The 19814-nt window shown below is 41.4% G+C and carries 15 protein-coding genes; 8 read left to right on the top strand and 7 right to left on the bottom strand.

Annotated features, from left to right (window positions below; all coding sequences use genetic code 11):
* Window positions 1-2: 2 nt before the first annotated feature.
* Window positions 3-1418: a glutamate synthase small subunit GltD family protein gene (locus CWC04_RS07245; protein ID WP_004588108.1), complete on the top strand. Its 1416-nt coding sequence runs from the start codon at window positions 3-5 to the stop codon at window positions 1416-1418.
* A 220-nt stretch (window positions 1419-1638) separates the two neighbouring features.
* Complete coding sequence (locus CWC04_RS07240) at window positions 1639-2658, top strand: GGDEF domain-containing protein (protein ID WP_249326073.1); 1020 nt, start codon at window positions 1639-1641, stop codon at window positions 2656-2658.
* Window positions 2659-3019: 361 nt separating this feature from the next.
* On the opposite strand, the gene recN is transcribed toward CWC04_RS07240, so the two are convergent.
* From recN to nadK, 3 genes are all read right to left on the bottom strand, one after another.
* A complete protein-coding gene (recN, locus tag CWC04_RS07230) occupies window positions 3020-4693 on the bottom strand; it encodes a DNA repair protein RecN (protein ID WP_138685013.1) in 1674 nt (557 codons plus the stop codon).
* 75 nt (window positions 4694-4768) lie between these two features.
* Window positions 4769-5335, bottom strand: a complete 567-nt coding sequence (locus tag CWC04_RS07225; protein ID WP_138685012.1) for a hypothetical protein — start codon at window positions 5333-5335, stop codon at window positions 4769-4771.
* A gap of 75 nt (window positions 5336-5410) precedes the next feature.
* A complete protein-coding gene (gene nadK / locus CWC04_RS07220; protein WP_004588103.1) occupies window positions 5411-6295 on the bottom strand; it encodes an NAD(+) kinase in 885 nt (294 codons plus the stop codon).
* 284 nt (window positions 6296-6579) lie between these two features.
* Between nadK and CWC04_RS07215 the strand changes: the two genes are divergently transcribed.
* Both CWC04_RS07215 and grpE read left to right on the top strand, forming a co-directional pair.
* Window positions 6580-7545 carry an HrcA family transcriptional regulator gene (locus CWC04_RS07215; RefSeq protein ID WP_031289855.1) on the top strand — a complete coding sequence of 322 codons (966 nt, stop codon included), beginning with the start codon at window positions 6580-6582 and terminating at the stop codon, window positions 7543-7545.
* 58 nt (window positions 7546-7603) lie between these two features.
* Window positions 7604-8218, top strand: a complete 615-nt coding sequence (gene grpE / locus CWC04_RS07210; RefSeq protein WP_054983111.1) for a nucleotide exchange factor GrpE — start codon at window positions 7604-7606, stop codon at window positions 8216-8218.
* A 28-nt stretch (window positions 8219-8246) separates the two neighbouring features.
* Here the strand turns inward: grpE and CWC04_RS07205 are convergent, their stop codons facing one another.
* Window positions 8247-9446, bottom strand: coding sequence for a Bcr/CflA family multidrug efflux MFS transporter (locus CWC04_RS07205; protein WP_024033378.1), 1200 nt, complete (start codon window positions 9444-9446; stop codon window positions 8247-8249).
* A gap of 194 nt (window positions 9447-9640) precedes the next feature.
* Here CWC04_RS07205 and CWC04_RS07200 point away from each other — a divergent pair, with 194 nt between their 5' ends.
* Entirely contained in the window at window positions 9641-10438 is a 798-nt protein-coding gene (locus CWC04_RS07200; RefSeq protein WP_004588099.1) for a M48 family metallopeptidase, read from the top strand.
* Between the two features lie 71 nt (window positions 10439-10509).
* On the opposite strand, the gene CWC04_RS07195 is transcribed toward CWC04_RS07200, so the two are convergent.
* From CWC04_RS07195 to CWC04_RS07185, 3 genes are all read right to left on the bottom strand, one after another.
* On the bottom strand, window positions 10510-11523 hold the full coding sequence (locus CWC04_RS07195; RefSeq protein WP_029774341.1) for an alpha/beta fold hydrolase: 1014 nt from the start codon (window positions 11521-11523) through the stop codon (window positions 10510-10512).
* A 162-nt stretch (window positions 11524-11685) separates the two neighbouring features.
* Complete coding sequence (locus CWC04_RS07190; protein ID WP_138685011.1) at window positions 11686-12474, bottom strand: nucleoside-binding protein; 789 nt, start codon at window positions 12472-12474, stop codon at window positions 11686-11688.
* 134 nt (window positions 12475-12608) lie between these two features.
* Window positions 12609-13922 carry a Na+/H+ antiporter NhaC family protein gene (locus CWC04_RS07185; protein ID WP_138685010.1) on the bottom strand — a complete coding sequence of 438 codons (1314 nt, stop codon included), beginning with the start codon at window positions 13920-13922 and terminating at the stop codon, window positions 12609-12611.
* Between the two features lie 339 nt (window positions 13923-14261).
* On the opposite strand from CWC04_RS07185, the gene dapB reads away from it, so the two are divergent.
* The 3 genes from dapB (at window position 14262) to carB (ending at window position 19795) form a co-directional block, all read left to right on the top strand.
* Complete coding sequence (gene dapB / locus CWC04_RS07180; protein ID WP_138685009.1) at window positions 14262-15059, top strand: 4-hydroxy-tetrahydrodipicolinate reductase; 798 nt, start codon at window positions 14262-14264, stop codon at window positions 15057-15059.
* Between the two features lie 364 nt (window positions 15060-15423).
* Window positions 15424-16560, top strand: a complete 1137-nt coding sequence (carA, locus tag CWC04_RS07175) for a glutamine-hydrolyzing carbamoyl-phosphate synthase small subunit (RefSeq protein ID WP_004588094.1) — start codon at window positions 15424-15426, stop codon at window positions 16558-16560.
* A 16-nt stretch (window positions 16561-16576) separates the two neighbouring features.
* Window positions 16577-19795 (top strand): carbamoyl-phosphate synthase large subunit, encoded by a 3219-nt coding sequence (carB, locus tag CWC04_RS07170; protein WP_024033384.1) that lies wholly within the window; start codon window positions 16577-16579, stop codon window positions 19793-19795.
* The last annotated feature ends 19 nt before the right edge of the window (window positions 19796-19814 follow it).

The raw sequence follows: 19814 nt of genomic DNA, 5'->3' as shown, positions 1-19814 counted from the left end.
GTATGAGCGAAAATGTATATCAATTTATAGACGTGCAGCGTGTTGATCCGCGCAAAAAACCAATCTCGTCGCGTAAAAAATCTTTCGTGGAAATTTACGAACCCTTTTCTGAGAATCAGGTAAATTCACAAGCTGACCGTTGTTTAGACTGTGGTAACCCTTACTGTGAATGGAAATGCCCTGTGCATAACTACATTCCACAATGGTTAAAACTAATTAGAACTGGCCGTATTTTAGAAGCGGCTGAGCTTTCTCATCGTACAAACAGTTTACCTGAAGTGTGTGGACGCGTTTGTCCACAAGACAGACTGTGTGAAGGTTCATGTACGCTTGATGAAGAGTTTGGCGCAGTAACGATAGGTAATATTGAAAAATACATTACCGATACCGCATTTAAAATGGGCTGGAAACCAGACATGTCATACGTGACATGGACGGATAAAAAAGTAGCTATTATTGGTGCGGGTCCGGCTGGTTTAGGGTGCGCAGATATTTTAGTGCGTAACGGTGTAAAGCCAGTGGTTTTTGACCGTCACCCAGAAATTGGTGGATTACTTACTTTTGGTATCCCTTCTTTTAAACTTGAAAAAGAAGTAATGCAAAAGCGCCGTGAAATTTTCACCGAAATGGGTGTGGAATTTAAGCTAAACGTTGAAGTGGGTGTAGATATCACTATGGACGAAATTTTAGCTGACTACGACGCGGTATTTTTAGGTGTAGGTACGTATCAGAGTATGCGTGCTGGTCTTGAAAACGAAGACGCGCCAGGCGTACACGACGCACTGCCATTTTTAATTGGTAACACAAATCGCGTTATGGGTTACGATGAAAAAAACCAAGCGTGCATTGATATGGCCAATCAAAAGGTTGTGGTACTTGGCGGTGGTGATACCGCGATGGACTGTGTGCGAACGTCTATTCGCCAAAATGCAGCTAAAGTAACTTGTGCTTATCGCCGTGATGAAGAAAATATGCCTGGCTCTAAGCGTGAAGTTAAAAACGCTAAAGAAGAAGGTGTAAACTTTACCTTTAATGTACAGCCAACGGGTATTGTACTTGACGATAATGGCCATGTTGCAGGCGTTAAAATGGTTAAAACGCAACTGGGTGAGCCTGATGAAAACGGCCGTAGCCGAGCAGAAGTTGTACCAGGCTCTGAGCACGTACTTGAGGCAGACCAGGTTATTATGGCGTTTGGCTTTAAACCACACAAAATGGACTGGTTAGAAAAGTATGATGTAGAAATTAACCACTGGGGCGGCATTAACGCACCAGAGCAAGGTGAATTTACTCATCAAACAACTAATCCGAAAATATTTGCAGGTGGCGATATAGTGCGAGGCTCTGATTTAGTGGTAACGGCTATTTTTGAAGGGCGTAACGCTGCTGAAGGTATTATGGATTATTTAGAGGTTTAATTATCTCGTTAAGTTTTAAATATAATAAAGGCAAGCCAACTGGCTTGCTTTTTTTTGCTTTTTTTCAAATGAAAAAGTATTAAAAAATTGTCATTAACCAATAATTAACGTGTAAATCTTGCTTAAAGTACTATTTCAGTACAAACTTGCTGCTAACTTCTTTTTTTAAATCCTCGGAAAATGAGCTTTTAAAGCTCGCTTGCAAATAAAAAATAATAATATGAATGCATACTCAGACAACAGAGAAAGAAAGCTAATTGTTCGCTTTTTTTCGACCATCGGATTTATAGCTACCTTCGCTATGGCGTGTAATGCATTGTCTAATGCTGATGTAGTGCTTGGTATTATGCTGCTAGTTTCAGCTGGTTTTTATGCGTGGGCTTTTAGTCTTTACCGCGCAGTCGAAAAATCAGCGACCACCATTTTATATAACCTTTACTGTTTAATGCTGTACTTAGTGATCTCGGGCGGAGCTGAAGGTACTGGGCCAATTTGGATATTTATTGTATCACCGGTGACTTACTCTATTAGAGGCCTTAAAAAAGGAACATTTGATATTGTTGCCTTTTTATTTGCCGTGATCGCCGGCTTTATTATTACAGATAACTTTAATATTTATGATTATCAGCCTGAAGCACTTCCACTAAGGGTGGTCATTTCTTTTATTATTGTTGCTTTATTAAGTGGTTTTTATGAGCGCTCACGCGAAAAATACAATGAAAAAATAGTCGCGCTGAGTCAAAAAAATGAGCGCCTTGCCACAATAGATCATTTAACTGATTTACCTAACAGACGTTTTATGATGAAAGAACTTGCTGAGCTTAAACATCTTCATAAAAATAATAAGCAGCCGTATGTAATTTTGCTAGCTGATGTTGATAATTTCAAAAACATTAATGATAACTACGGCCACGACTTTGGTGATGAAGCGTTAACCCAACTTGCCAATATTTTAAAAAAGAGCATGCCAAAGCAAGGTATTGCTTCTCGGTGGGGCGGTGAAGAGTTTTTAATTGCACTACCAAACAGCGACAAAGATCAGGGGCAAAGTATTGCAGAAAAAATTCATGCAGAATTACAAAAAAATCCAGTGCGGATGAATGGAAAATCGGTGGTATTAACTATAAGTATGGGGCTTGTGCAAAGCCAGTTAGATACAACCATAGCCCAAGACATAAAGCTTGCCGACGAGCGATTATACAAAGCAAAAGAGCAAGGTAAAAATAGAACTTGCTCTTAACGCTTGTGTTAGTTAATCCATAGAAAAACTATCAAGGTTGGAGCGGCTTTTACTTTTTCGCCGCTGTAAACTTAGATAGCACATTGCACTGCACAGTATCTGTGCTAATAAAAGTAACCATTGATTATTAGCCACTATGTTGCCAATAATAAACCACTGCCAAACACTTACCGTTACTTGATAAACCAATATAAGTTTTAAAAAGCTAAAGAGTTTTAGCTTAAATTCTGCGTGCTTAAACTTACTAAACCCGATAAGTAAAAAGCTTAAAACAACAAGTAGCCACCCAGTAACATGGCAAAAATTTATCAGCATGCTTTGCATTTAAAACGTCTCTCCACTGTTGTAGCAAAAGTATAACTTAGGCGTGCGCCATAATAAGCTCTTTAGCATTTGCTTTAGCGGTTTTACTTATATTATCGCCACCAAGTAAGCGTGCAATTTCATTAATACGGCCATCTTTATTTAGGCTGAGCATTTGAGTAAAGGTCTCGCCTTGTGCTATTTCTTTTGCTACAAAAAACTGCTGATGCGCACTACTTGCAACCTGGGGTAAATGGGTTACACAAATAACCTGTGTTGATTTTCCTAGTTGGCGTAATAACTTCCCTACAGAGGAGGCGGTAGGACCTGATATACCTACATCCACTTCGTCAAAAATAAGCGTTGGTGTTGTCACTTTTTGGGCAATGATCACCTGTATGGCAAGGCTAATACGCGACAGCTCACCACCCGAGGCAACTTTAGCTAAAGGTTGCAATGGCTGCCCTGGGTTAGTAGAGACCAAAAACGAGACGCTATCAAAACCTAATGCATTGGGTTGGCGCTCAGCTTCTTGGGTAAGCTGAATTTCAAAGACCCCATTTTCCATCGATAAATTAGCCATGCTTTCACTAATTAATTGATTTAATGTATTAGCATATTTATGGCGACTTTCGCTTAGCTGATCACTGGCGTGCTGGTATGCACTTAGCGCATTACTTATTTCATCGTCTAATTGCGCCAAACGTGAGCTATTGTTACTAATTGACTCTAGCTCTTGTGTTAAACCTTGATGAAACTCAACCAGCTCTTGAGGCTTTATATGATGCTTACGGGCTAAGTCCATCGCGCCACTTAAGCGCGCTTCTACTTCTGTTAATCGTGCAGGGTCTAAGTCGGCTTGCTCTGCGTAGTTTCTTACTTCTCTGCTTGCTTCTTCAACTTGCACTGCGGCTTCATCTAATAATGCAGCTACACTTGCTAAGCTTTCGTCATAATTTGCAAGCTCGGCAAATTGCTGAGCGCTGTGTTGCAGCATTGAACAGGCATTTTGCTCATCACTTTCGTATAAATGTTGAAGTTCGCGCTGGCAGGCTTCTAAAATGGTTTGGCTATTACTCAGCTTGTAATGTTCGGCTTCTATTTGTTCAAACTCGCCGTCTTGTAAGGCAAACTCATCTAATTCGGCAACTTGGTATTCGAGTAATTGTTTTTGAGCGGCTTGTTGTAATTGCTGTTGCTCAAGCTGTTTAAATTCTTTTTGCAGGTTTGCATATAATTTAAAGCTTTGGCTAACCGCTTTTACAAGCTGGTTGTGGCCTGCGTAGGCGTCTAGCAGTTGCAGCTGGTGTTCAGCTTTTAAAAGGTGCTGATGAGCGTGCTGTCCGTGTATAGAAATTAAATACTGTCCCAGCTCTTTAAGTTGAGCTGCTGTAACAGCGCTGCCATTAATATAGCTTTTGCTGCGGCCATTTTTACATACAACGCGTCTAAGTAGGCATTCGTTGTCGTTACTCGTTAGCATGTGTTGTTCTAAAAATGCTTTAGCAAGAGGAAGGGCAGTTAAATCAAATTGTGCGCACACTTCTGCTTTATCTGTACCAGGGCGAACCGCCGACGCTTCAGCGCGCTCGCCTAAACACAGTGAAAGTGCATCAATGGCAATCGATTTACCCGCGCCGGTTTCACCCGTGATCGCCGTCATGCCGTTATGCCACTCAGTGCTTAAGTTACTTACAATTGCAAAATTTTTAATTTCTAAACCAATTAACATACTGTTCATCCATCCAGTGAATTAACTGTTAATTTATACAGTGTTTAGGTTTTTTGCAAATTAATTTTTTACTTTTTAAGCAACGCTCGCATTTTGAGAAAACTGACTATCAGAGTCAGTACTTTCATCAGAAGGGGTTTCGTCAGTATTTTCAAGGCTTTCGCTTGGGCTTACAGGTGTGTCAGTTTTAATTTGTACAATCAATGAGGGTAAAATTTCGTGATAAAATGCTTTATTATATAGTATGCCTTGCTGGGGTAACTCACTCACAAAGTACTGTATATTATCTTGTAGCGCTTGGGCGTTTTCACTTTGCAGTGCTTTTTGAAACTCAATCGAAAGCGTGCTCACTAAGCTGTCGCTAATATCTTCTAAATGCTGTAGGTTTTCATCAGTATGGGGCTGAACCACAAAAAAATTGGTCACAATTGCCTGAATTTGCGCTACATACTTAGGTCTTATTATTTTGGCTTCTAATAAATTGTTTAGCTTGGTTTTGAGGCGAGTGTTTACTTGGGCAACACGTTCGTTAAATTGTTTTTTCTTGGTTTCTAACGCTTTTTTTCTATTGTTTTCAACTCTAATATAAGCGCCAAGCAAAGTGATAAGTAATAACAAAGCAAAGATAACAACATAAGTCATTGCTAGATATTCCTAGTTTGATTAATTTTTATTTGTCTTGTATTTTGCGCTAAAGCACTACGCTTGGCAATAAAATTAGTATAAACGGCTGCCCCAATTAAGTTTAGTACGTAAAACGTTGTAGTAAGAGTAGTTTTTTGGGTGAATTAAGCGCAGTTTTCTGTCGGCTTTTTTAATAACCACTTCATCGCCGGGTAAAACGGCAAGCACTACATGGCTGTCGCAACTGACTTGTAAGCTGTCAGTGTTCTCAAGGCTTAACTTTAAGCGTACCTCGTTATCGGCATCAACCACTAAGGGTCTGCTTGATAATGTATGCGGAAACATAGGCACTAACGAAATTGCATTAAGCTCAGGTGTTAAAATGGGCCCGCCACCCGATAAAGAATAAGCTGTAGAGCCGGTAGGGGTTGATACAATTAAGCCATCAGAGCGCTGAGAAAACACAAAATCATTATTAATAAAAGCTTCAAACTCGATCATGTGGGCAACTTTGTCGGCGTGTAGCACCGCTTCGTTAACGGCTGAATTCGCACTTTTAAGTTCGTTATGGCGGTATACTTCCACCTCGAGCAAAAAGCGTTTTTCTTCTAAATATTCGCCGCTTAACACTTGCTCTAGGCTACCTTCAAAGCCCTCTGGGTTTAAGTCGGTTAAAAACCCTAAATTACCTCTGTTTACGCCTATTACAGCTACATCAAAGCGTGCCAGTACGCGAGCAGCACCAAGCATATTGCCATCACCCCCTACAACAATAGCAAGGTCGGCTTGCTCGCCTAAGCTAACAAGGTCAACTTGATGAGTATCAGGGACATCCGATAACTGCCCACCGGTGCGCTTTTCTACAATCACGGTAAAGCCAAGAGCCGATAAAAAAGTATGTAAACGCTGTAACGTAGCCGCAGCTTTAGGGTGGTTTGGTTTACCTATAAGGCCAATAGTTTTAAACGGTGAGTGCATAACGGCTGCAATAAAAAGTAATAATATTTTTGTAGGGTAACTCAAAACAGAAGTGTTTGAAAACACAGATTTACCAATATGATAATGATTCAATTACGCCTGCATATTGCCAAGCTCACCTAAGAGCTGATTATTGGCTCAACAGATTAAATTACCCCTTTAATTTTTGTATTTAATGCTTAAAAATAGTTGCAGCAGTGTTTTATTGTAATGCATGCAACAACATATTCACTTAAAGCGTGCTTTAGGCTTGAATTTGTTTTAACTGCCCCGATATCTCTTTCATGCAACAAGATGTAGATAACATGAATATAAACCCGCGAGATCAACAAATTTTTTCAGCAGTGATGAGCCTTTATTGTAATGGTGAAGGGTTGCCCGTTCCATCAACAAAAATAGCGAAGCAAAAAGGCATGGCGGTTTGTTCTGCCACGGTACGAAATGCTATGGCGCGACTTGAAAAAGTAGGCTTGTTATATTCCCCTCATACATCGGCAGGGCGTGTACCTACAAACCAAGGGTTTGATTATTGGTTTGATGAGTTTTTTCCGTTAGCTGAAATAGCTAATTACTGGCAGCCAAAGCAAGCACAACTTGTGGAGCTGGCCCATGGCTTAAGTAAAAAGTATCAAGTATGTTGTTGTGTAGGCTTACCTCAAGCAAGCTCACAACAAGTGTTTAGAGTAGAAGTGCTTGAGTTTGATTCTAACGATTGGCTTGTACTGCTAATAGATAGAGCAGGGCAAAGCCATAATATTTGTATCAACAAACCTGATGATTCCTCAGATGCCGTGCGTTATCAATTTGCAACTTGGTTAAACACAGTATTTAGCCAACAAACCTTAATGGAAGGTTTGTACAGAATGCAAGCAATGGCAAACACCGCACCGCGTAATTGCCATGACTCACTGACACAGTGGACGCGCCAGCTTAGTCACAAGCTTGGATCAGATAACAGTATTGTAGTAGGCGAAAACTATTTATATAAAAAGGTCGATTGCGAACAAAGCTTAAATATTGGCGTTTCATTTTTAAATTTTGTCGAAGATAAACTCGCATTTAAAAACGGTGTATCAGTTTTAAACACTGAAAACTTACCGTTTACAGAGTGTAATGAGCTGATAGTAATTAGTGTGCCGTACTTTCAAAATCAAGAGTATCAAAGCCGCTTTTGCGTAATTTGCCCTAAATCGGCGCAAATTGAACAATTAATCCAAGAATTTAAATTATTAGAGCCATCTAACTCTTGAATCTTTTTATTCAATCCCCATAATTACCGCAGTTGTAAAGAATTGGAGCACGTATTTTATGTCTGAGCAGACACAAAACCCAGAGCAAGAAGTAGAACTAAACGAAGAAGTAGCTCAAATGGAAGCTGATGTTGAAGCAGCAGTAGAAGCCGCAGAGCAACACGAAGCAGACCAAGAGCAAAGCCCTGAAGCTGAAATTGCAATGCTATACGCAGAGCTTGAAACCGCAAAGCAAACCATTGCGGATCAAAAAGACAGCGTTGTACGCGCCGCCGCAGATGTAGATAACATTCGTCGTCGTGCTGCACAAGATGTAGAAAAAGCACATAAATTTGCACTGGAAAAGTTTGCTAACGAATTACTTCCAGTAATCGATAACCTAGAGCGTGCTATTGAGTTTTCTGATAAAGAAAACGAAACCCTAAAGCCATTGCTTGAAGGTATTGATATGACAGTTAAAAGCTTTAACGATGCGGTTGCAAAGTTTGGCGTTGAAATTGTTAACCCACAAGGTGAGCAATTTAATCCAGAATTCCACCAAGCAATGTCTATCCAACCAAGTAACGATGTTTCACCAAACACGGTACTTGCAGTAATGCAAAAAGGATACACATTAAATGGCCGTTTATTACGCCCTGCAATGGTTATGGTATCTAAAGCAGCAGACGCTTAATTAGTCACTGTTTGTAAAAAATGCCTCATTATGAGGCATTTTTTTTGTCTATTTTATAGTGGATTAACTGCACCAGCATAGTTAATAGCACGGCGCTAAACATTAAGCTTGAAAACGGCACAGCACTTTTTGCATGCACCACCGCAAGCAATGGGCCAACGAGCGCGCCACTGCCAAAGCGCAGCGTTCCAATAACAGCGGTGGCGGTACCGGTGTTTTTTTCAAACTTCATTAATATTAATGAATCAGCATTACTCGCCGTTACCCCTAGGCTCATCATTAAAGGCGCAATGGCCGCTACAATGTAATATAAAGAAAGCTGCAACAAGCTAAACGTAAGCAGTGCCAGCCCAGAGGCAAAGCCACATACAAGCCCTATGTACAGCATTTTTCGAGAGCCAATTCTTGGTACAATTCGGGTATTTAAAAAGTTACCACACATAAGTGCCATGACATTAAATGCGAATAAAATACCAAATAATTGCTCAGATACATTATATAAATCTAAGTATACAAAAGGCACTGAGGTTAAAAAGCAAAAAAAGCCAAACGAGACAAACATAGAGCTTAATATGTCTGCACGTGCATCTTTATTACTAAGTACCGTTTTATAGCTGTCGAAAAACAAGGCTAGGCCTTTTTTCTCATTTTTATGAATGGGGATATCAATTAAATACACTTGTACAAACGCTAAAATTAAAAAGCTATAGGCAGCAAGAACCAAGAATATGGTTGACCATACCGAGAACCCTAAAATAAACGACCCCACAGAGGGGGCAACTAAGGGCGCTACCATCATAATCATAGATACATACGACATGCCCTTAGCGGTGTTTTTTTGATAAATATGCCTAATTACGCCAGGCACAACCACAGTGGCTGCCGCGCCGGTGAATGCTTGCACGGCTCTAAGTACCCAAAAGGTGTGTATTTCGGTGGTAAAAGCCAGCGCAAATGAGCTTGCACCAAATAAGGTTAAGCCAATACGGGCTAGTTTTCGTCGTCCGAGTTGATCGGCAATAGGGCCAAAAAATAACATGCCTAGCGAGTAGCCAGCCAAATAAATACTTAGCGAAATTTGTACATTTGGCATAGTGGTTTGTAAATCGTTCGCAATAACCAACATGGCCGGTAAGTACATGTCTATAGCCAGCGGCGTTATAGCAACAATACTGGCTAACAAGGGTAACAAAATTCGGGTATTAAAAGACGAGGCCGAGGCGTCCATGTAGTCACTCAACATTCACTAAAAACAAGGCTTATAGTGTAACAGGGCTATGCAAGGGTATAAACTTAGTTTGTCTGGCAAGGTCATTTATTTATTAAAAATAAAAAGCGGCGTAATAAAGAGCAAAGATTCTAAACTGGCACCGTGTTTGCTATTCTACAACTAATAAAAATTAAAGACTTGAAGGAAACACCATGAAAAAACTAGCCCTTGCCTTACTCGCAACTGCAGTTTTAGCCGGCTGTAAAACATCGCCTACGGGGCGTACTCAAATTGCGCTGTATTCAGATCAACAAATGAGTGAAATGGGCACCGCAAGTTTTGCTCAAATGAAGGAATCACAGCCAATCAATAAAGATGCAAAAACCAATGCGTATGTAAATTGTATTGCTGAAAAGGTCGTGGCTGTTTTACCAAAAGAATACGCCTCACAAAATTGGGAAGTCGTGGTATTTGAAGATGAGTCGGCAAATGCCTTTGCATTACCAGGTGGCTACATAGGTGTTCATACGGGGTTATTAAAAATAGCCACCAATCAAGATCAGCTTGCAACCGTACTAGGGCACGAAGTGGGCCACGTTATAGCAGAGCATTCAAATGAGCGTGTATCGCAAAGCTCAATTTTAGATACCGGTATGCAATTAGGCAGCGCAGCGCTTGAAATGGGCAATGTACAATACCGCAACGAAATTATGCAAGGTTTAGGCTTAGGGGCGCAGTACGGCGTAGTTTTACCGTTTAGCCGTTCACACGAATCAGAGGCCGATACCATTGGCTTAGATTTAATGGCGCAAGCTGGCTTTAACCCACAAGAGTCGGTCACGCTTTGGCAAAATATGAGCGCAGCAGGCAGTGGTAGCACACCTGAGTTTTTATCTACTCACCCTGCACCGAGCAATCGAATTAATAATCTACAAGCGCAAATGAGCGAAGCTCTTAGCGAGCAAAGTACGGCTAAATCGCAGGGTAAAAACCCGCAATGTACGCTGTAAATTAGTTTTATATAAAAAGCCCCTGTAAGCAGTTTACTTACAGGGGCTTTATTTTATTAAGCATCAAGCTATTACTCACTTAGTGCTTGTTTAAACACTGCCTTAAATCGCTCAAAATCTTCTACTTGCGGTAAATGACCTAAATTATCAAGCTCAAACAGTTGCGCATCAGGAATGAGCGCAGCAGCGTGTTTTCCTAATTTGTCGTAACGCCCCAGCTGATAATCTATCCCGTCTTTTTTCCAGTTTCGGCCAGGGCCTGTTCTGTCACGCGTACCAATAATTAATTTAACGGGCACCGTTAAGTCTTTAAATTCAGTGATCACCGGTTGGGTAAAAATCATATCGTAGGTTTTAGCGTTAACCCAGGCAATTTGCTCTTTATCTGGGCCTTGTATTTGCCCTGTAATAAAGTCGGTTAATGCTGAATACTGGGTATTCCATTGACCATCGTAATAGTTTTTTTGCTGGTATTTTTTAACACCTTCGGGCGTTTTGTTAAGCTCATTTTTATAAAAAAAGTTGGTGTCTTTGTATTTTACATAGTGTAAGTAGTTTTCAAGCCCTATTGGATTAAGCAAAATCAGTTTAGTGGTTGTATCTGGGTACATTAATGCAAAACGGCTCGCTAGCATTCCCCCCATAGAGTGGCCAACAACAATCGACTTTTCAAGATTTAGCGAGTCCATTAATGCATGTGTATGATGCGCAAGCGCCGCAAATGAATATTGATAGTTAGTGGGCTTTGAAGATTTACCAAAACCAATTTGATCGGGGATCAGCACCCCAAACCCAAGCGACTGTAAGTAACGAGCTGTGGGGCTCCAGTAGTCGGCATTAAAGTTTTTACCGTGCATTAGCGTCACTGTTGGCATATTTTTTTGCGTGGGTTTTAAATAAATATACGCCATTTTTAGCGATTGCTTTTGTGAAGCAATATCAAAATAATTTACTTTAAAATCATACTGGTAATTTGTTAAAAGTGCATCGTAAGAGAGGGTTTTAGAGGGCTCTGTACTACTGGCAAATGCATTATTAGTAAAGGCTAATAATGCAGACAAACAAATAACTTTAATCGCTGGCATTTCCTTACTCCTATTAAAGGCAAGCACACGGCTTTAATTAAAGTAAGACAATAACTAAGTATTAAAGGGTGTTCAATTAAATAGTTTTCATGGCAAAAAAAAGAGCACTGTTTAAGTGCTCCGTTTAAAAGTAATGTTGACTCTGTTTTACACTGTAAGGGCTTAAAAAGTCCACTCAACGTGTATTTGTGGAACCGATTCAGTGACCTCAGTGCCTAGCTTATTATGCCAGTATTGCAGTTCCATACCCAGTAATAGGGTGTTTTCTTTCATTTCTAACGCGTGGCCCATATCCCATACTAAAATAGGCTGTGCAAGTATCCACGCTTCTACGTCGTTACCAAATTCATCTTCGCGCTCTGCAATGTACTCAGCGTGTCCTTTAAAGCTAAATTTTTGCGAGCCTACGGTAAACGGGTATTCAAAGGCTACATCAAACATCCAGCTGTTAGTTTCAATAGGGGCACCGCCTTTTGCTACGCCTTCACTGTCATCAATATAGGCAGTGACAAGTGTTTGAAAAAAGTTGAACCCAGGTACATCCCAGCTTAATTTAACACCCGGTAGGTATTTCATCATTTTGGCATCGCCGGCAACGTTAATTCCGCCAGTAAGGCCTACATCTAATAATGCACCTGCGCCAATTTTCTCACCGCTAATAGCCGATAAGCTTACCGTAGAATACCATTCGCCGTAAAAGTCGCTATCTTGGTAGCCGTCGGTTGTATCGTCTTTGCTGTAATCAATAAAGAAAAAGTTATCACCGTAATGATAGCCCGATGCATGTTGCAGCGAGTAAACAGTAGTGTCTGATTCTTGCTTGGTAAATGGGTTTTTTTGGTCGCCATTATTAACATGTAATGCGGTACTGCTCCAATTAGCAGCAAGGGCAGAAGATGATAAAGCGATTGACGTAAGGGTGACGAGGGGAAGTATTTTTTTAAATTTCATAATCTGTATTTAACTATAATTTTAGTGACACGCGAAAGCGCGCATTATAGCACAAGGTATTGATTTGTAGATTATTATTTTAACATATGTTGCAGCTTATTTATTAAGCTGCAACATATGGTTTTGCACAAAATTCAGGCTTTATTGCGGCGCAAACAAATAACGGCCATGGCAGTAAAGGCTAAAATAAAGCAGTAGTAAGATGACGTTGATACTTCCCACGGGCTAATTTTAAACGTAGCACCTAACAGTAATGCTTGAGCACCATAGGGCAGTGAGCCTTGCGTAACACAAGCAAAAATATCGAGTAAACTTGCAGAGCGTTTACCACTTATTTCGCCATCATCAGCAAGTTTTTTAGCAATAGGGCCTGCAACAATAATTGATACCGTGTTATTGGCAATACACACGTTGCTGGTTAATACCAACGCAGCTATACCAAGCTGATCAGCTACTTTGCGGTGCCACTTGGCAATCACTTTTGTAATGGCTTGAATTTTTTGTGCCAGAAAATCAAGGCCACCGTTAATACGAATAAATTCAGATAAGCCACCAATAAACATAGAAAGTAAAAATATTTCCTGCATATCGGTAAAGCCTTTGTAAATATCTTTTACGAAGCTTGCGCCTTCGTAGCTGCCGGTAAAGCCCATTAGCGCAGCAAATACAATACCGCTAAATAGCACCACAAACACGTTCATACCGGCAACAGCTAATACTAAAATAAAGGCATAAGGCAGCACTAATAATAAATCAAAATCTTTAGTTTCTACTGCTTGTGGAGCAGGTGTTAAATAAAGCAGCAAAGCAATGGTTAATACGGCAGCAGGAACCGCTATTTTTAAGTTTTCTTTAAACTTGTCTTTCATTTCACAGCCTTGCGTACGCGTTGCTGCAATGGTTGTGTCTGAAATAATAGAAAGGTTATCACCAAACATTGCGCCCGAAACTATAGTACCGGCCATTAGCGCAGGGTCGATGCCTGTTTTAACGGATACCGCATAAGCAATTGGCCCTATAGCACCAATGGTACCCATTGATGTACCCATTGCAGTAGAGACAACCGCAGCAATTAAAAAAAGCCCAGGTAATAACAGCGACGGGGGAATAAGTGACAAGCCAGCGTTTACAACCGCATCCACACCACCGGTGGCACTTGCTACTGCCGAAAATGCACCAGCAAGTAAATAAATTAAACACATGGTAATAATGTTGTTGTGTCCTGCGCCTTTAATAAAGGTTTCAACACATTGGTTTACAGTGCCTTTGTTTAAAATAAAGGCAAGCATAATAGCGGGTAGTATAGCAACCGGCGCTGGGAGCTGGTAAAAAGCGTAATCAACCCCTTGCGATTGTAAATATAAACCTGAGCCTAAAAAAAGGGCTACAAAGGTAAGAAGGGGAAGCAAAGATAGAATTGCTTTGTTTTTATTAAATGTTGGCTGCATTGTATTCCTCATAACCAGTTAATATAACCACAGCCAAAACTCCTCTTTTAGCTGAATTTAGTAGATCACTCTTTAATTGAAAAGTAGATGACCACAGCGCCCGCAAGCCAAAGACCAAATCGACGCGAAAGAGAAGTTTAAATGTATAGATGGCTAAAGTAAACTGGTATTGTTATTATTATTTAATTAAGGGCTTACCTGACTATTGCACGACTTTTAGATAATATCTACCGGTGTGCGATTATATGTGGCTAATAATTGCTCAAAGCAAGTTTAGGTCGGCAAATTAGTCAGGGTACGCAACAACAGATCCAACTAAATCAGATTAAGGCAATAACAATGAATCGAATAGGTGTTTTTGGTGCTAACGGCAGAATGGGCTTAGCCCTATTAGAAGCCGCGACAATTAAAGAGCAAACACAACTTGGTGGTGCGTATGTTCGCAGCAGCTCATCGTTATTGGGTATTAATGTAAATCAAGTAAACAGTGCAGCCGACAAAGCCATTAGCTTTAGCGACGAGAGCAAGGTTGCTGATGTTGATGTACTTATCGACTTTACGTTACCTGCAGGTATGCGCAATCACTTAAAAACAGCGCTCGATAAAAAACTGCCTATGGTTATAGGCACCACAGGTTTAACTAGCGAAGACATGGCATTATTAGAAAATGCTGCTAAACATATTCCTATTGTGTTTGCGCGTAACTACAGCGTTGGCGTTAATGTGCTACTTAACCTAGTGCAAACAGCGGCCACTAAGTTTGGTGACGACCTAGATATAGAAGTTTTTGAAGCGCATCATCGTCATAAAATAGATGCGCCATCGGGCACAGCATTAGCCATTGGTGAATCTATTGCACAGGCTAAAGGGTGGGATCACGATGAAGTAGCGGTATACGACCGCAGCCAAGTAGAAACCGCAAAATCGCAAAATGAAATTGGCTATTCAGTACTAAGAGGCGGGGACATAGTAGGTGAACACACCGCCTATTTCGCAACTATGGGCGAAAGGCTTGAATTAACCCATAAAGCAAGTTCGCGAATGACCTTTGCATTAGGAGCTATAAGGGCTGCGCAGTGGTTACAAAATAAACCAGCAGGACTTTATGATATGCAAGATGTGCTAGATCTGAAGTAGTTTAGTTACTTTTTTAGCTGTTTGGGTCTATTTTTGCCTAAAACGACTTATTTGTAGTATTTATCTAAATAACGTTAGACCTAAATAGCATCTTCATGTAGAATGCAGCCAATTTGCCAAAAATTACTAAATGCGTGTTTCCAATTATACCCAAGTGGCTAGTAAAACCAGGGGTTTCAGTGGGAATGAAAAGAGTTTTAGGCAAGAAAAATGATTGAAGGTTTAGCGTTTTATATCGGCATCATTTAAGACTGCGTAAAACAATTTAAGCTCACAAAAAAATCTGGTTTTGACGATCCCTCTGGGTATTGGCGGGGTGTTAAGCATTTGCTTACTCCCGTTTTTTACTGTTAGGAGGTTTAACTTGACTAAATCCGCTCTGTTAGTCCTAGAAGACGGCACAGTGTTTCGCGGTACTGCAATCGGCGCTGACGGCATGTCAGTCGGTGAAGTAGTATTCAATACGTCTATGACTGGTTATCAAGAAATTTTGACTGATCCATCATACGCGGAACAAATCGTAACTTTGACGTACCCACATATCGGCAATACGGGTACCAACAGCGAAGACGAAGAAGCGAATCAAATTTGGGCTAAAGGCCTAGTGATCCGTGATTTGCCACTGCTAGCAAGTAACTTTCGTAACGAGCAATCGTTAGATGATTACTTAAAACAACGTAATATTTTAGGTATTGCGGACATCGACACCAGAAAGCTTACCCGTATTTTGCGCGACAAAGGCGCACAAAACGGCTGTATTATTGCCGGTGACGAGTTAGACGAAAACAAAGCGTTACAAGCCGCGCAAACCTTCCCAGGTTTAAAAGGTATGGATTTAGCAAAAGTTGTCTCAACCAAGGAAAATTTTGAGTGGCGCGAATCAAGCTGGACATTAGGCCAAGGATTTAAAACCCTTAGCAGCGATGATGAAAAGTTTCATGTAGTAGCCTACGACTTCGGTGTTAAACGTAATATTTTACGTATGCTAGTTGATCGCGGTTGTAAATTAACCGTTGTACCAGCGCAAACCTCAGCCGCCGATGTACTTGCTTTAAACCCAGATGGTATCTTCTTATCTAATGGTCCTGGCGATCCAGAGCCATGTACTTACGCTATTGATGCAATTAAAACCTTTTTAGAAACCGATACACCAATTTTTGGTATTTGTTTAGGGCATCAATTATTAGCACTGGCCTCAGGTGCTAAAACAGTAAAAATGAAATTTGGCCACCACGGTGGTAACCACCCAGTAAAAGACTTAGACCGCGATGTAGTAATGATCACCGCACAAAACCACGGTTTTGCTGCCGATGAAGACACACTACCAAGTAACTTACGTGCCACGCACAAATCGTTATTTGATGGAACACTACAAGGTATTCATCGTACTGATAAGCCAGCGTTTAGCTTCCAAGGTCACCCAGAAGCAAGCCCAGGCCCGCACGATGCAGCCCCATTATTTGACCACTTCATCGACCTGATGCAAGCGCGTAATAACTAATTTAACTGGAGTAATAATGCCAAAACGTACCGATTTAAAAAGCATTCTTATCTTAGGCGCAGGCCCAATTGTAATTGGCCAAGCTTGTGAATTTGATTACTCTGGTGCTCAAGCGTGTAAAGCACTTAGAGAAGAAGGCTTTAGAGTTATATTAGTTAACTCAAACCCAGCGACTATCATGACCGACCCAGAAATGGCCGATGCAACGTACATCGAGCCTATTCATTGGGAAGTGGTAGAAAAAATTATTGAAAAAGAAAAGCCAGATGCAGTACTACCAACAATGGGTGGTCAAACTGCATTAAACTGTGCACTTGATTTAGATAAGCACGGCGTACTGGCTAAACACGGCGTTGAGCTTATTGGCGCAACCGCCGATGCAATCGACAAAGCAGAGAACCGTGAACGCTTTGACGTAGCCATGAAAAACATTGGCCTTGAATGTCCACGTGCTGAAATTGCTCACTCTATGGATGAAGCACACGATACGCTAACACGTATTGGTTTTCCGTGTATTATTCGTCCTTCTTTCACTATGGGCGGCACCGGTGGCGGTGTGGCTTACAACATGGAAGAATTTAACGAAATCTGTGAGCGCGGCCTAGATTTATCACCAACAAGTGAGTTGTTGATTGATGAATCACTGATTGGCTGGAAAGAATATGAAATGGAAGTTGTTCGCGACAAAAAAGACAACTGTATCATTGTATGTTCTATCGAAAACTTTGACCCAATGGGTGTACACACTGGTGATTCAATCACCGTTGCACCAGCACAAACCCTAACCGACAAAGAATACCAATTAATGCGTAATGCCTCTATGGCGGTACTGCGTGAAATTGGTGTTGAAACCGGTGGTTCAAACGTACAGTTTGGTGTAAACCCTGATGATGGCCGCATGGTTATCATTGAGATGAACCCACGTGTATCTCGCTCATCCGCACTGGCATCTAAAGCAACGGGTTTCCCTATTGCTAAAATTGCCGCTAAGTTAGCAATTGGTTACACGTTAGATGAACTTCAAAACGACATTACAGGTGGTAAAACACCAGCGTCATTTGAGCCATCAATCGACTACGTAGTAACAAAAATTCCTCGCTTTAACTTTGAAAAATTTGCTGGCGCGAACGACCGCTTAACAACGCAAATGAAATCAGTGGGCGAAGTAATGGCGATTGGTCGTAACCAGCAAGAATCGTTACACAAAGCATTACGCGGTCTTGAAGTAGGCGCAACGGGCTTTAACCCAATTGTGGCACTTGATGACCCGAAAGCGCGCGAAAAAATCATCCGTGAACTACGCGAGCCAGGCGCTGAGCGTATTTGGTACATTGCCGATGCAATGCGCCACGGTATGAGCGTAGAAGAAGTATTTGAACTTACCAAAGTTGACCCTTGGTACTTAGTACAAATAGAAGACATTTTAAAAGACGAAGCTAAAATCGCTGAAGGTGGCATGGCCGGCTTAAATGCAGAGTTTTTACGTAAACTTAAGCGTAAAGGCTTCGCCGACCCACGTATTGCTGAAATTGCTGGTGTATCTGAAGCCGAAATTCGCAAAAAGCGTCATCAGTTAAACATTGTACCTGTGTACAAGCGTGTTGATACCTGTGCTGCCGAATTTAGCTCAGACACAGCTTACATGTACTCAACGTACGATGAAGAGTGTGAAGCGAACCCGTCAGACAAAGACAAAATCATGGTTATTGGCGGCGGTCCTAACCGTATCGGCCAAGGCATTGAGTTTGACTACTGTTGTGTGCACGCAGCCCTTGCGCTACGCGAAGACGGCTATGAGACCATCATGGTTAACTGTAACCCTGAAACGGTTTCTACCGATTACGATACCTCTGACCGTCTATTCTTTGAACCAATTACACTTGAAGACGTATTAGAAATTGTACGTGTTGAAAAACCAAAAGGTGTGATTGTACAGTACGGTGGCCAAACACCACTTAAACTAGCACGTGAACTTGAAGCGAATGGTGTGCCAGTAATTGGTACTTCACCAGATGCGATTGACCGCGCAGAAGACCGTGAGCGTTTCCAACAGTTAGTAGAGCGTCTTGATTTACTACAACCAGAAAACGCAACAGTTACATCAACTGAAGAAGCATTACTTAAATCAGGTGAAATTGGCTTCCCACTGGTTGTGCGTCCATCGTACGTACTGGGTGGCCGTGCAATGGAAATTGTTTACGATGAGCAAGACTTACGGCGTTACATGACCGAAGCGGTACAAGCTTCAAATGAAGCGCCAGTACTACTTGATCACTTCTTAGATAATGCAATCGAAGTGGACGTTGATGCCATTTGTGACGGCGAGCAAGTAATTATTGGCGGTATAATGGAGCACATTGAGCAAGCGGGTGTTCACTCGGGTGACTCAGCATGTTCATTACCTGCACACTCTTTATCACAAGAAGTGCAAGATGTTATGCGCAAACAAGTAACCGATATGGCACTTGAGCTTGGCGTAGTGGGCTTAATGAATACACAATTTGCTGTAAAAGATGGCAAAGTGTACTTAATTGAAGTGAATCCACGTGCGGCGCGTACTGTACCGTTTGTATCTAAAGCGACCGGTATTGCACTTGCAAAAGTAGCCGCGCGTTGTATGGCGGGTCAGTCTTTAGCAAGCCAAGGCATTACTAAAGAAGTAATTCCACCGTATTACAGCGTTAAAGAAGTTGTTTTACCATTTGCTAAGTTCCAAGGTGTGGATCCTATCCGTGGCCCAGAGATGCGCTCTACAGGTGAAGTGATGGGTGTTGGCGATACTTTCGCCGAAGCGTTCGCAAAAGCACAATTAGGTGCAAGCAACACTTTACCACGCGGTGGTCGCGCGTTACTATCTGTACGTAACAGCGATAAGTCTCGTGTTGTAGAACTTGCTAAAACCATGACAGACCTTGGTTTTGAAATTGATGCAACAGGTGGCACAGCAGAGGCTTTAAAAGAGGCCGGTATTGAAGTACGCCGTGTAAACAAAGTATATGAAGGCCGCCCGCATATTCTTGATAACATCAAGAATAAAGAGTACAGCTATATCGTAAATACCACCGAAGGTCGCCAAGCGATCGAAGATTCGAAGGTGTTGCGTCGTGGTGCATTGCAAAACAAAACCAACTACACGACAACCTTGAACGCGGCATTTGCTAACTGTACTGCTAACCAAGCGGACGACCGTAGTAAAGTGACGTCAGTTCAAGAGCTACACCAGCGATTGAACTAAGGAAATGTACCAAGGCCAC

This window comes from Pseudoalteromonas sp. S2893, assembly GCF_005887105.1.
GTDB lineage: Bacteria > Pseudomonadota > Gammaproteobacteria > Enterobacterales > Alteromonadaceae > Pseudoalteromonas > Pseudoalteromonas atlantica.
The sequence above is the reverse complement of the archived record's forward strand: the minus strand, read 5'-3'. Positions and strand labels throughout refer to the sequence as shown.